The sequence below is a fragment of the Planococcus dechangensis genome, from assembly GCF_042654465.1.
Taxonomy (GTDB): Bacteria; Bacillota; Bacilli; order Bacillales_A; family Planococcaceae; genus Planococcus; species Planococcus dechangensis.
Map to the genome: position 1 here is coordinate 298,796 of NZ_JBHSGL010000015.1, position 12,848 is coordinate 311,643.

The 12,848-nt window shown below is 44.9% G+C and carries 15 protein-coding genes and 1 riboswitch; of the genes, 7 read left to right on the top strand and 8 right to left on the bottom strand.

Annotated features, from left to right (window positions below):
- Nucleotides 1-20 precede the first annotated feature (20 nt).
- The gene (locus ACFO5U_RS15725; RefSeq protein WP_377280031.1) at nt 21-1,043 is read left to right on the top strand and encodes an alpha-ketoacid dehydrogenase subunit beta; all 1,023 of its coding nucleotides are present in this window, start codon (nt 21-23) and stop codon (nt 1,041-1,043) included.
- Between the two features lie 14 nt (nt 1,044-1,057).
- Nucleotides 1,058-1,507 (top strand): biotin/lipoyl-containing protein, encoded by a 450-nt coding sequence (locus ACFO5U_RS15730; protein WP_377280032.1) that lies wholly within the window; start codon nt 1,058-1,060, stop codon nt 1,505-1,507.
- Between the two features lie 105 nt (nt 1,508-1,612).
- Here ACFO5U_RS15730 and ACFO5U_RS15735 read toward each other — a convergent pair whose 3' ends face one another.
- Together ACFO5U_RS15735 and ACFO5U_RS15740 are read right to left on the bottom strand one after the other, a co-directional pair.
- Nucleotides 1,613-2,572 (bottom strand): ABC transporter substrate-binding protein, encoded by a 960-nt coding sequence (locus ACFO5U_RS15735; RefSeq protein WP_377280033.1) that lies wholly within the window; start codon nt 2,570-2,572, stop codon nt 1,613-1,615.
- Nucleotides 2,569-3,111, bottom strand: coding sequence for a hypothetical protein (locus ACFO5U_RS15740; RefSeq protein WP_377280034.1), 543 nt, complete (start codon nt 3,109-3,111; stop codon nt 2,569-2,571). Before ACFO5U_RS15740 ends, ACFO5U_RS15735 begins: the two co-directional genes overlap by 4 nt.
- 168 nt (nt 3,112-3,279) lie before the next feature.
- A riboswitch (cobalamin riboswitch) is annotated at nt 3,280-3,459 on the bottom strand.
- A 355-nt stretch (nt 3,460-3,814) separates the two neighbouring features.
- Between ACFO5U_RS15740 and ACFO5U_RS15745 the strand changes: the two genes are divergently transcribed.
- Nucleotides 3,815-4,312, top strand: coding sequence for a ferritin (locus ACFO5U_RS15745; protein ID WP_121300527.1), 498 nt, complete (start codon nt 3,815-3,817; stop codon nt 4,310-4,312).
- A 63-nt stretch (nt 4,313-4,375) separates the two neighbouring features.
- Here ACFO5U_RS15745 and ACFO5U_RS15750 read toward each other — a convergent pair whose 3' ends face one another.
- Nucleotides 4,376-5,137 (bottom strand): alpha/beta fold hydrolase, encoded by a 762-nt coding sequence (locus ACFO5U_RS15750; protein WP_377280035.1) that lies wholly within the window; start codon nt 5,135-5,137, stop codon nt 4,376-4,378.
- A gap of 401 nt (nt 5,138-5,538) precedes the next feature.
- Nucleotides 5,539-6,009, bottom strand: a complete 471-nt coding sequence (locus ACFO5U_RS15755) for a hypothetical protein (RefSeq protein ID WP_377280036.1) — start codon at nt 6,007-6,009, stop codon at nt 5,539-5,541.
- Between the two features lie 645 nt (nt 6,010-6,654).
- Here ACFO5U_RS15755 and ACFO5U_RS15760 point away from each other — a divergent pair.
- Nucleotides 6,655-8,004 carry a PQQ-dependent sugar dehydrogenase gene (locus tag ACFO5U_RS15760; protein ID WP_377280037.1) on the top strand — a complete coding sequence of 450 codons (1,350 nt, stop codon included), beginning with the start codon at nt 6,655-6,657 and terminating at the stop codon, nt 8,002-8,004.
- 349 nt (nt 8,005-8,353) lie between these two features.
- Here the strand turns inward: ACFO5U_RS15760 and ACFO5U_RS15765 are convergent, their stop codons facing one another.
- On the bottom strand, nt 8,354-8,638 hold the full coding sequence (locus ACFO5U_RS15765; protein WP_377280038.1) for a hypothetical protein: 285 nt from the start codon (nt 8,636-8,638) through the stop codon (nt 8,354-8,356).
- A 225-nt stretch (nt 8,639-8,863) separates the two neighbouring features.
- Between ACFO5U_RS15765 and ACFO5U_RS15770 the strand changes: the two genes are divergently transcribed.
- Nucleotides 8,864-9,052 carry a hypothetical protein gene (locus ACFO5U_RS15770; RefSeq protein ID WP_377280039.1) on the top strand — a complete coding sequence of 63 codons (189 nt, stop codon included), beginning with the start codon at nt 8,864-8,866 and terminating at the stop codon, nt 9,050-9,052.
- Between the two features lie 93 nt (nt 9,053-9,145).
- On the top strand, nt 9,146-9,370 hold the full coding sequence (locus ACFO5U_RS15775) for a hypothetical protein (protein WP_377280040.1): 225 nt from the start codon (nt 9,146-9,148) through the stop codon (nt 9,368-9,370).
- A 46-nt stretch (nt 9,371-9,416) separates the two neighbouring features.
- On the opposite strand, the gene ACFO5U_RS15780 is transcribed toward ACFO5U_RS15775, so the two are convergent.
- Together ACFO5U_RS15780 and ACFO5U_RS15785 are read right to left on the bottom strand one after the other, a co-directional pair.
- Complete coding sequence (locus ACFO5U_RS15780) at nt 9,417-10,136, bottom strand: 3-ketoacyl-ACP reductase (RefSeq protein ID WP_377280041.1); 720 nt, start codon at nt 10,134-10,136, stop codon at nt 9,417-9,419.
- A gap of 150 nt (nt 10,137-10,286) precedes the next feature.
- A complete protein-coding gene (locus ACFO5U_RS15785) occupies nt 10,287-11,069 on the bottom strand; it encodes an SDR family oxidoreductase (RefSeq protein ID WP_377280042.1) in 783 nt (260 codons plus the stop codon).
- Between the two features lie 159 nt (nt 11,070-11,228).
- On the opposite strand from ACFO5U_RS15785, the gene ACFO5U_RS15790 reads away from it, so the two are divergent.
- On the top strand, nt 11,229-11,825 hold the full coding sequence (locus ACFO5U_RS15790; RefSeq protein WP_377280043.1) for a TetR/AcrR family transcriptional regulator: 597 nt from the start codon (nt 11,229-11,231) through the stop codon (nt 11,823-11,825).
- Between the two features lie 46 nt (nt 11,826-11,871).
- On the opposite strand, the gene ACFO5U_RS15795 is transcribed toward ACFO5U_RS15790, so the two are convergent.
- The gene (locus ACFO5U_RS15795; protein ID WP_377280044.1) at nt 11,872-12,693 is read right to left on the bottom strand and encodes an alpha/beta fold hydrolase; all 822 of its coding nucleotides are present in this window, start codon (nt 12,691-12,693) and stop codon (nt 11,872-11,874) included.
- Nucleotides 12,694-12,848: the final 155 nt, after the last annotated feature.

The following is a 12,848-nucleotide window of genomic DNA, read 5'->3' on the forward strand; positions in this document are numbered from 1 at the left end:
CAGAGAGGAGCTTGTCCGAAATGGAAACAGCGAAAAAAAGAATGCTGACTGGCAATAAAGCGATGGCGGAAGCGATTGCCCAGGAGATGGAGAACGACAAAAACGTATTTGTGCTCGGTGAAGATATCGGAAAGTACGGCGGGATTTTCGGTTCGACGCAAGGCTTGATGGAAAAGTTCGGCCCGGAGCGTGTGCTCGATACGCCGATTTCCGAAACAGCGTTCATCGGAGCGGCGATCGGTGCCGCAGCAGAAGGCATGCGGCCGGTCGCGGAATTGATGTTCGTCGATTTCTTCGGGGTCTGTATGGACCAGATCTACAACCATATGGCGAAGATCCCGTATATGTCCGGCGGCAATGTGCGCTTGCCGATGGTGCTCATGACCGCAGTCGGCGGCGGCTATAGCGACGCCGCGCAGCATTCCCAGACTTTGTATGCGACGTTCGCCCATATGCCAGGGATGAAAGTGGTCGCACCGAGCACGCCGTATGATTTAAAAGGCATGATGACATCCGCGATCCGCGACGACAATCCGGTCGTCTTCATGTTCCATAAATCCTTGCAAGGGCTCGGCTGGATGGACCAGCTCGATTATGCGGTCGGCCATGTGCCGGAAGAATCGTATACGGTACCGCTTGATAAAGCCAATGTCATGCGCGAAGGGAAAGACGTAACGATCGTCGGCATCCAGATGATGACGCATTTCGCGATGGAAGCGGCCAAGCGATTAGCACAAGACGGCATCGAAGCGGAAGTCATCGATCTGCGTTCCTTGGCACCGATCGATAAAGACACCATTATTAATTCCGTGAAGAAAACGCATCGCCTGGTCGTCGTCGATGAAGATTACCGCTCGTATGGCATGACCGCAGAAGTGGCAGCGATCGTTTCGGAAGAAGCGCTCTACGAACTTGAAGCGCCGATCAAACGACTCGCGATTCCGGACGTGCCGATTCCATATAGCCATGTACTCGAAGACTTTGTCTTGCCAGGACCGGATAAAATCGTCGAGGCGGTCAAACAGATGATGGATGAAGCGTGAATGGAGGCGGTTCGATGCATGATGTAATATTGCCGAGGCTGTCGGAAGATACAGACGAAAGCTTGATTGTCCTATGGTTTGTCGACGAAGGCGATTACGTGGATAAAGACGCGGTACTATGTGAAGTGCAAACCGAAAAAGCCGTATCGGAAATCCGTGCAGAAACGAGCGGAACGGTGAAGAAAATTCACGTGAAGCGCGGAGATTCCGCCAAAGCGGGCACTTTACTTGCAGTCATTGACACGAAAGAGCAGGCGCCGGTAAGATCGGAAACTCCTGAACAAGTCCATCTTGAACAAGCAGCAGAAAACGATAGCTCACAACAGGCGGCGAGCTTTACGCGCGTGTCGCCGAGGATGCGTCATTTGGCGAAAGAGCTTGGCGTCAAACTTGAAGACGTCAAAGGAACTGGAAAAGGTGGGGCCATCACCGAACAGGATATCCGCGACGAAGCGGGATTGTGAATAGCAAAAAGGCGCAGCCATGTAAGACGGCAGCGCCTTTTTTTGTTTTGAATAATTTATTCATTCCATTTCTATAAAACGACAAAATGCTTGGGATGAATAAAATTATTCCATCAATTCCGGATATACCGTTTCCGCAACTAACTGCACCGCTTCACCAATGCGCGGCCCAGGGCGGGAAGTGATGTCGGAGTCGATGAAATGCACTTCACCGTTCTCGATCGCTTCCACATCGGACCAGCTGTCGCGCGCTTCGATATCGCCGACTGCATCTTCCACGTAAGACACGGTCGTCAAGATGACTTCCGGATCGCGCGTGATGACTTCTTCTTCAGAGATATTCGGCCAGCCTTCCAGGTCCTCGAAGACATTGGTCACTTGAGCGTGGTTCAGGATCTCCTGCTGGAACGTCGATTTACCGGTTGTGTAAATCTCAGGGGATGGGCTGATTTCCACATACACTTCTTTTTGCTCTTCGACCGCTGCCAGGCGTTCTTGGACATCCTCGATTTGCGTTTGGATGCTTTCGATCACTTCAGCGCCTTTTTCTTCTTTTGCAAGCACAGCTGCGATTTGTTCGATATCGCCGTATACTTCGTCAAATGAAGTGGCCGATTCGATAACAAATACCGGAATATCGGCATCTTCAAGCTGCGCGAGTGCAGGCGGTGCTTCGCCGGTTGAATAAGCTAAAACGACATCCGGGTCGAGCTGGATGATTTTCTCGGCATTGAATTCCACGGAATCACTGACGCGCTCGATATTCTGTGCCGCTTCCGGGTAGTTGTCATAGTCAGTTACGCCGACTAATTGATCTCCGGCATCGAGTGCAAAGACGATCTCAGTGTTGCTCGGGATAAGCGACACGATCGTTTCAGGCGCTTGTTCGAATTCAAGTTCTTCACCGCGGTCGTCAATGACAGTATACGGTGCGTCGCTTGAAGTCTCAGTGGATGTTTGTTCGGTTGTTTCTTCTGTTGCCGGTGCTTCGGCGGCGTTGTCTTGGCAAGCACCGAGTGTCAGGGCAAGCGGAATGCTGAGTAAGAGAAATGATTTGATTTTCACGTGTGAGTCTCCTCTTTCTTTTTGCGTTTTGTTGGATAGGATTTGCTGACGAACGGTATTTCATCGACGCCGTGCTGCTTGTTCACGTAGACGGCCATCACAAAAAAGACATTGGCGAGCAGGTTGGCGTAGTCCATTAAATGTTCCGGCACTGCGCGCTCAAGCATCACGTGATGAAGCGCACGCACCGATTTTTTCGCTTCACTGCGGCACACGTGAAGAATGCAAGCCGCGTGCGTTCCTTGGGGTAGGACGAACTGGTCGATTTGCTCTTTCACTTCAGCTACGTAGCGGTCATACATATCGCTGAGCTCGGCAAGGTCTTGTTCAGTAATGGCGAGTTTCCCGCGCACGGAGCCGTTCAAGTGATAGACCATCGGCTGCAAATAGCACAAGTCTTCCATCACTTCCGGGATGTCGGTGACGGATATCGCTTCGCCGATCCTTGTCGTCAGGGAGTCGGTGCGAATTTCAAAATCGACAGTCGGTGCGTTTTCCCGCATGAATGGGTAGCACAAAAAGCGCATGTCTTTTTTCATTGTTTCACCTCCAAAATAGTGTCCGTAAATATCAGCGCACGCATCGCTTTCAAAAAAGAGACAAAAAAAGCCACTCTCAACGAAGAGAGTGGCACGATTGCGAATATCCAGCACAAAGCTGTCCATAGGAAAAAGTTGCCGTAGATCCTCTTATCTTCCGAAGAGCAAAAATACGTTCAGAAAAAGGTAGGTCTCCTGGCTTGTGCATCGCTTTACTCTAAGGCCTTCCCGAGTCTCCCCAGTGGCATCTCTTATTTCATACGCACTTACAGTTGCGGAAACAGCTCCGGATTTTCACCGGATTCCCTGTTACGCTGACGAATCAGCACCTTTTCCCTGCATGATTATTTACTTAGTTTTAGTGTAGCACTTTTGATGTGGATTTAGGAGGGGATTGTGGAAATGTTATTTGGTTGAATAATGGAATGCGGTGGTTCACCGCGCCGGCCGCTTTGGGCATGGCTTTCGCAATGAGCCGGGTAGGGCGTCCGTCTCAGTGCTTCGCCTAGCCCTTGTGCGCGGCGTCGCTGGGATCGTTCATTGTGAAAAGGATGATACATTTAGATTCCATTGTGTGTAATGGAGTGGAAGGCAGGATGAGAGCGGAGCAGATCCATTATTAACTTTCCATAGCTTTCTATAAAATGGGTTAATCAACATACGTGTTATACTAACGTTAAATAGAATAGAGGAGGAATTCAAGATGCTACCAACAAATTTGACAGAAGCGTTAAACGCTCAATTCAATAACGAACTTCAGGCGGCACATGCCTACACAGCGATGGCGTCGTACTTTTCAGGAAAAGGGTATCACGGATTTGCCAACTTCTATTTAATCCAATCACGAGAAGAACATGTGCACGCGATGAAATTCTATCATTACTTGGTGACAATGGATGAACAACCTGTACTCCAGGCGTTGACAGAACCAAGAAACGAATATGCAAATGCTTTGGATGTTGTGGAAGCGTCACTTGCGCAGGAAAAGTCAGTTACGGCAAACATATATAAATTGGTAAGCTTGGCGGATGAACTGCAGGAACATGCTACGCTGTCATTTTTGGATTGGTTCATTGAAGAACAAATGGAAGAAGAAAAGATGTTTCGCGACATGATCATTCGCATAAAAGGCATTGAAGAAGGCGGCGAGTACTTCCTGAAAATGGACGACGAATTTGCTGCAAGGAAATTGGAAGAATAATAGGGTGGAAAACAAACAGCACACGATTTGTCGTGTGGTGTTTTTATGTGGATTGTAAAGTTTTCATGACTCACTCTGACTTAAGGAGTGATCATTTTCTAACCAATCAACAATCAAATCGACAATGATTTCTTGTTGTTCACTAACGGTGATCTGTGCCTCATTGTCGCCGGACTGACTACCATATACGCCAAAATAAGCGTGGTTTCCGCCTGGAATTTCAATCAACTCTGTTGTTTCTGGGAGGTTCGAGCTGTTTTCCTTAATTTTTTCAGGCGTACTTAATCCATCCTCTGAACCGCCGATGGATAAAACGGGTAAGGTGGATTCACTTAAATAGTCATTGCTTGCTGCGTATGCCCCAAGCAATATGAGCCCGTTTACGCGATCTAAATGTTGATCGGCATACATAGCTGCCGCTGCGCCTCCCATGGAATGGCCCGAAACATACCACTCGATGCTGTCGTCGCTTTCTATTATTTCATCCGCTTTTGACACATCTAAAATTGATAAATTTAATCGGACTGAAGGGATAGCAACTGTAATGTTTTGCTTGGATAATTCTTGTGCTAAATAGGCATATGCTTCAGGTTCGACTTTTGCGCCAGGATAGAGGATTAACCCTTTTTCTGCATTTTCTGCTCTATACATATACCACCCGTCTACGGGTTCTATAACTTCCTCTATCTCTATTTGATCCGCATCTACCGCTTCAAATGTATCTTGAGCCCATATAAAAAAGATAGTGAAGCTCAGAAGTACGACTAAAGCTAGTGTGAAAAGTGAGATGAGCAAGGTTTTTTTGTTCAGAATTTTTTTCATCATGAGTACCGTATTATTCCTAATCCAATCAAGTAGAAAGATATAGCCAATCCACTAAATAAATTATAAATAATTTTCCTTTCTGGATTTTTTGAAAATATTAGTTTGAGCTGTATTAAATTGACACGTTTCCGAACGCTTTTTTCGGTCATTTTCAGCTTTTTAAAAGTGTTCGCAAAAGTGTACTTTTACAAACGGTTTTTAAACAATTGTAAAATCAACAATTTTCAATGGAGGTTATAAGTAATTGAAGAACTATTAACAATTAAAATCATACAAGATTTAAATAGTTAATCGAATGGCTTTGTTAAAGTTTAATTTTATTTTACTATGATTAAAAACTTCTAAAGATTAATAGAAGTCCTTTAAGTTGTTTTTAGTGGTTTCTTGAACTAAAGCATCCGTTAGATAAATAAAACTTGATAATAGATTCCTTGTTTTTCTTTATTAGGTAGATCGTATTCTTCCCTAAGAGAGCCTTCATTTTTTTCCATAAAAGATACATACTGATTTATACTTTCAATAAATCCTTTTATATCACCTTTTCGAACTTGATAATAAGTGTTATTCCATAATTCAATGGAATAATCGCCAAGCTCTTCCAATGTATTTCTACCTGTATCACTTAGAAGGACGCTATTTTTATCCTGAACAGTATCGACGACCTGAATAGAAAGGTTATACCAATAAGCCTCCATCATTCCCTCATCATTAATATGAAACGTGAAAAGCACCAAATTATCAATATAGTTAAGTCGCTGAATAATAGCAGGTAACTTTTTTATTTCTTCCAGTGGAAAATAAACATCGTTAAACCAGACATGTCCTCTACCCAACTTTTCCAACTCAAAAGAACATTGTTCTGCAAATTCCATTATTACACCTCCTAAAACTATGGTACCTAACTGCATTTTATCGGACCAACTTGCTCCGTTAGATGAAAAATATTTATGATTATTTCGTAAACTCGGAAAACCTAAGCTTATTATATGTTTCAATAATTTGGATTAAATTCCCTTTAATTATCGTCTCATTAATTGTGACTTCATTTAATTGAAAACGAATACTTACCAACACTTAGAAATATGCGGAAAATTATCAAGATGTTTCTTTGCAACCTCGTGAAAACGCTTATCCAACCTTAATTAGCAGAGAGTAGTAAAGAAAAAAATTAGTTTACATATCCCGACTTATCGGAAGCTACAAAATAGAAGGGAGAGAAGAAGCCGATAAGGCACATCTTCTCTCCCTTTGTTAGTGTTTCTTAAAAAGAACATTTGCGAACGCTTAGTGTGGAAATGCATTTGTGTACTCCATATTGCTGTTACTGAAGTGGACTCCATCTATGAAAAAATCAAATTATTTTTTAATATCCTATAATTATGATAACGTTGTTTCCACAGGAGCTTCATATTTTTAGTTATAATATGAAATTCTTAACAATTTTCGGTGCTGAATTTCAGGGTAATGAAATTTAGAATTTATCCAGTTAAATATTTTAGAAAAGGGGAGGAAAGAGGATGACAAAAGTTTCGTGGTCAAGGCTATTGTTCTTTACCATGCTGGTCTTTGTTTTGGTATTGGCAGCATGTGGAAATGATGATACGTCAGAAGAAACACCTGCTGACTCGGATGCCGCAACAGAAGAAAGTGCTGCAACGGAAGAAGGTACTGACGAAGGCACTGAAACGGAAGAAGGTGCTGAAGAGGGCGCTGGGGAAAGTGCAGATGGATCTGCAGAATCTCAACCAAAAGTTACAGAGTTTGAACCGGCATTTCCAGAACAAACACGAGCACCTGCAGTAGAGACGGAAACAGAACTTGATGTGGAAGTTGTGGTTGAGGGTCTTGGCGTATCTTGGGGGATGGAAGAGTTTGAACCAAACCGCATACTTGTGACGCAAAGAGATGAAGCGGAACTTCTTATTGTAAACCTTGAAGATGGCTCTGTTTCAGATCCAATCGAAGGTACACCAGAAGTAAATAACTCAGGTCAAGGCGGGTTGCTTGATGTAACTGTTGCGCCTGATTTTGACGAATCAAGATTAGTGTTCATGACTTTTTCCGAAGACATTGAAGGCGGCACTGTAACTGCTGTCGGGAAAGGTGTTTTATCAGAAGATGAGGCTTCACTTGAAGATTTCGAAGTCATCTTCCAGGCAACACCCGCATACGATGGTGACTTGCACTATGGCGGACGCATTATCTTTGATGACAATGACAACCTATTCTTAACAACGGGTGAGCGTTCAGATGATCCGATTCGCGAACGCGCACAAGACTTGGATGCATACTTAGGTAAAGTCATTCACATTACACAAGACGGGGAACCAGTAGACACAAATCCATTTATCGAAGATGAAGACGCTCTAGATGGTATTTACAGCTACGGTCACCGTAATATTCAAGGTATGGACTTCAACCCTGAAACAGGAGACTTATGGATTGTTGAATTCGGCCCGCAAGCTGGGGATGAGTTGAATATTATTGAACCAGCTAATAATTATGGATGGCCAATTGTTTCTTATGGCATCGAGTACACTGGTGAATTAATCAATGGTGGTGTTTCAGAACACGAAGCGCAAGGCTTTGTTGAACCAGTATATTATTGGGATCCAACGAGTGCACCGAGTGGTATGTCGTTCTATGATAACGACGCAATTCCTGAATGGGAGAACAATTTGTTCATCGGTGGTTTAGTGTCGAGCTATATTGCACGTGTCGTTATAGAAAATGACATCGTCGTTGGGGAAGAACGTCTATTGTCTGATGAAGGCGAACGTTTCCGTGATATTCTTGTAACTGAGGATGGCGCGCTTATTGCCATCACTGATGGCGGGGCGGTTTATAAGGTAGCTGCGGCAAATTAAGGTGACGCATTTGAAGGCATAGAAGAAGCCGGTATTCATGGAAATCCATGAATACCGGCTTCTTTTTTGGGGGTATGCTAAATAATAAGAGCCAAATACCAGCAGTGTTAAAGATATTTCCAATGGGTTAAGGAAAAAGAAAGCAGCAACACGATAAAATAGGTGGATGAAAAGGAGTGTGGAATCATGGATGAAGTAGATAAACGGAATAGGCTGGATGAGCAGCCTTTTGCTGTCCGATTGACGAAAAATCGGACGGTACTCAAGTGACGGGCAACTTCTAGCGCGGCAATGAAAAGCTTAGCAAACGGGGTCTAAAGTGAAGAAATAGACGCTGCCCAATAGATAATTATTTTTTGTTCTTTAGCTCCAATAGTAGAGGGCTGATATTCAATAAAATCGAGATGATCGTCAACACCCATAACGCTGTCTCCATAACCGGTACGACATCCATTAGCGCTGACCAATCTTCTGCCTGTACCCGATCGGATACCATACTGTAATCCGCCACAACGGTCAAGGCTGTAAATGATAGTCCCATTGTCATCGCGAACTTATAATCTTTGCCGCTTGCGTAAAGACAAAGATTTAGGCAAGTAGCTGTTAATGCCATTAGACCAAATAGGAACCACATCGGTTTACCTCCAATTTGTCAGGAATTGTTATTCATTAAGACACTATGGGATAGTAATTGGTTTCATCCAAAAAAGTAGTTATGAAGACTTCCACCTTAAAATCTGAATGTACTTGATTGGTTTTATAAACTGAAAATACAGATTTTTGAAACTTTGTGGAATTGGAAACGTATTACAGTTCAAACGGATATCGAGTTAAGGTCAAAATGAAAGGGGAGAATGGTATGCATTGGATGATGTGGATCTTCTGGGGGTTCTTTGGGGTATTGTTTATCGGCGGTTATATTGTGGACAGATTGACCAAAAAGAAATACAGCTTAGACAGAAAAGAAAATACATTAAACCAAGATTCAGCTAAAGCAGATGCCCTGCGACAAACAGGGCGTAATAACCATGAAAGCGGGATGTTTTAACTGAATGAGCGGTTCAGGTTTTCTTCCAATCAGGTGTAAGTTCTCGAAGAGCGGGTACAGTATACAAACTGCACATCAAGGAGGAGAATCGGAATGGCCAGAAAAGGTACAGCGGGACGTACGCCTGAAAAGCAAGTCGGCGCGCGCGAGTCCGGAATCGATAAACTCGTCAACAAAACAAAAGAAGCACTTGATAGAGATAACCATGAAACGGATTACGAAGAAGAAAAAGGCAGAGATCAGCAAGAAGATGCAAAAGAGTACTCAAAGCATGTATCACAAGAAGACAAACGCGACGTGCCAAACGATCCGAAATGAAAAAAGGGAGCCCGAGGATTTTTCCTCGAGCTCCTTTTTTATGTGTTTAGGATGGGTTGGTTGACCATAGGCCTGCGCTTTTGACGAAGACGCGTGGGTGCAGTTTTAAGCTGGCGATGATTAAGTCGGCTAAATCTTCGGGATGCATAACGCGTTCGGCATCGCCGGTGATCAGGTTGGAATCTTGCGCGAGGTCGGTGACGACGGTGCTTGGCGTCAAAGCCGTCACACGGATATTGTGCTTGCGCACTTCAAGTGCCAATGATTCGGTGAGTCCCATGACAGCGAATTTCGAAGCACTGTAGGCGCTTGTGACCGGTGCGCCTTTTTGCCCGGCAGTGGACGAGATATTGATGATGTCGCCTGAGCTTTGCTCGACCATGCCCGGAAGCACGGCGCGTGTCGCGTTATAGACACCCATCAAGTTGACGTCGACGATGTTTTTCCATTCTTCCGGAGACAAGTCCAAAAAGCCGCCGAATGTTCCGATGCCCGCATTGTTGATGAGGATATCGATGGCGCCGAGTTCGTTTTTGAGTTTTGCGGTTGCTTGCTCGACTGCTGCAAGATCCGAAACGTCTGCCGATGCGGTCGCCACTTTGACGCCTGCGTCTTGCAGTTCTACAGATACTTTATCCAGGTTTTCCTGGTTCAAGCCGATTAAACCGACATTGACGCCTTCGTTTGCGAGAGCGATGGCTGTTGCACGGCCAATGCCGCGCCCGGCTCCGGTGATGATGGCTGTCTTTCCGTTAATTGATTGCATCTATTCCACACTCCTTCAGTTTGGGACGCAAAAGCCGCCCTCTCTATAAATACCTTTCCCATTATCGGCGATTCATAGTGTAAATGCATGCTTCGCGACTTGAAGGCACAATAAAAAACAGCCCGGCGCTAAGCTAGGCTGTTAAAGAGATCAGTATTTATACGATTGTCCGCCGTCGATCGGGATGACCGAGGCATTGATGAATTTCGCTGCATCGGATAACAGGAAAGCGACCAGGTTGCCGACTTCTTCAGGTTTGCCGAAGCGCTTCATCGGGTTGACGCTGACGAATTCTTTGCCGGCAGCTTCCCAGTCATCGCCCGCCATTTGCTTCAAAGAACCTTCGACCATCGGCGTCATAATGGCGCCTGGCGCGATGGCGTTGATGCTTATGCCGTATTGTCCGTATTCAATGCCGGAGTTGCGCGTCAAACCGACGACGCCGTGTTTGCTCGCGGCATAACCGGACTGATTGCCGACGCCGCGGATGCCGCCGACAGAAGCGGTATTGACAATAGAACCATGGCCTTGTTCTTTCATGACTTTCAGGACGTGTTTCATCCCGTAAAATACACCGTTCAAATTGACGTTGATGACTTTTTCAAATTCATCGGAACCGTAATCTTCCGTCAAATTCTGTTTGCCTTCGATGCCTGCGTTATTGAAGAAGCCATCGATTTTGCCGAATGTGTCAACTGTCAGCTGAACGAAGTTTTTGACTTGTTGTTCATCCGTGACGTTTGCTTCGACAACTTTAATGGATGCTTCTGGTGACTGTGCCAGAATTTGCGCTTTGCTGTTTTCGAGAGATTCTTTGTTCATATCGACGAGAACAAGCTTGCCCCCTAGTGCGGCAATCGATTGCGCAGCCGCAAGGCCAAGCCCCGAACCGCCTCCTGTGATGAGGACGACTTTGTCAGTGTAATTGATCATGGAAACATCTCTCCTTTTAATGGGTATGCTAAACTGAAAATAGGCTACTCTGTTACTGTAAGCCTTTGCAGAAACGAGCTCAATCAGTAAAATTTCCGGATGTGTCGACTCAATAGACAGTTAAGAGAAAAGTGTCGATTTTTATAGGGGGAATGGGCGATGAAAGACAAAAAAGATAAATTGTCTCCACAAGCTGAACGCACAAAACGCCATATTAAAGAAGCATTCATCGAATTGATCAACGAAAAAGGATTCAGTCATGTGTCCGTGACCGATATCGTGCAGCGAGCGCAGTATAACCGGGCGACCTTTTATTTATATTACCTCGACAAGCCTCATCTAGCGGAAGAGCTAAGAGCAGAAATGTTCCAGCAGATCAAGCGCACCAGCATGGAACGCTATGATCCGGGAGCGGATATCCCGACGTCCGCGATGGATGCCAATTCGTTTGAATTGGTCAGTTTCGTTTACGATCATCGTGCCTTCTTCAATTTGTATTTATTGGCGGATACGATCCCAGGTCTTCACGGGGAATTGCCGCAAGCTATATACGAGATGCTCGAAGAACGATTCACTTTTACTCCCTTAGGCGATCATGACATCAATGCAGCACCGTTCAAGCTATATATGGCACACGGCACAGCGGGCCTCATCTTGGATTGGGCAAAGACCGGCTATGAAAAATCCCCGAAAGAAATGACTGGCACTTTGATCGGTATTTTGCGCTCGTTCGCTGCGGGATTCCGCGTAAGCTGAACGAAAAACCAGCCTTCCTTTAATTTAGGAAGGCTGGTTTTTAAAATTATGATTTAACGTCTGAACTTTTCAGGAAGCTCAACAACTCATTGTTAAAGCGTTCGGGTTCATCGGCATTGATGCCGTGTCCACTGTCTTTGAACGGCACCAGCACCGAATTCGGAATTTCTTTGTCTAAAACTTCCGCCAGTTCATACGGGCAGATTTGGTCTTTCTTGCCGTGGAAAATAGCAGTCGGGACGGTAATGGAAGACAGCTCGCCGCGTAGGTCCTCATCGCGCAATGCAGCCGCAGAATTGAGTGTGGCATGTGCGCCTGCCTCTAAACCGAGCGATTGGAACCAATCCAGGAATTGCGGCGAGTGTTTTTGTTCAAAAAACAAATCCGCAAATTCAGCAAGAAACGCCGGGCGGTCTTTTTCGATTTGGCTGATGATGTCATCCACTTCTTCGGGTTTCATGCCGATCGAAAAATCGTCGCGTTGTGTGAACAGCGGTGCAGCTGCACCCATCAATAAGAGTTTATCGACTTTGCCTTGACCGAACTTGGACAGATAGCGGATCGCAATCGGGCCGCCCATCGAAAAGCCGGCAAGCACAAACCGGTCTAAACTAAGCTGTTCGACCACTGCATTAATGTCTTGTGCTGCGGTATCGTAGTCATAGCCGTTCCATGGCTTATCGGATTTTCCGTAGCCGCGCAAGTCAATGCCGATAAAGCGGAAACCGTTTTTAGCCAGCAAGCTCGTCTGGTATTCAAATGCTTTGTTATTCAATGGCCAGCCGTGCAAGAATACGACCGGCTGTCCAGAACCGATGTCTTCTACGTAAATGTTTACATTGTTTTCTACTTCAATGAAATGTCCCACATGGTTTCCTCCTAAATTGCAATTTAATTACTCCCTCCTATTTCCTTTTTGAGAGTTTTTGTAAACTTGAAAATGGAAATAATTATTCAAAGGATAATGGATTTGGTACTACCTCGAAATTAATTAGTCTATATTTTTTTATATTATAGGACGAA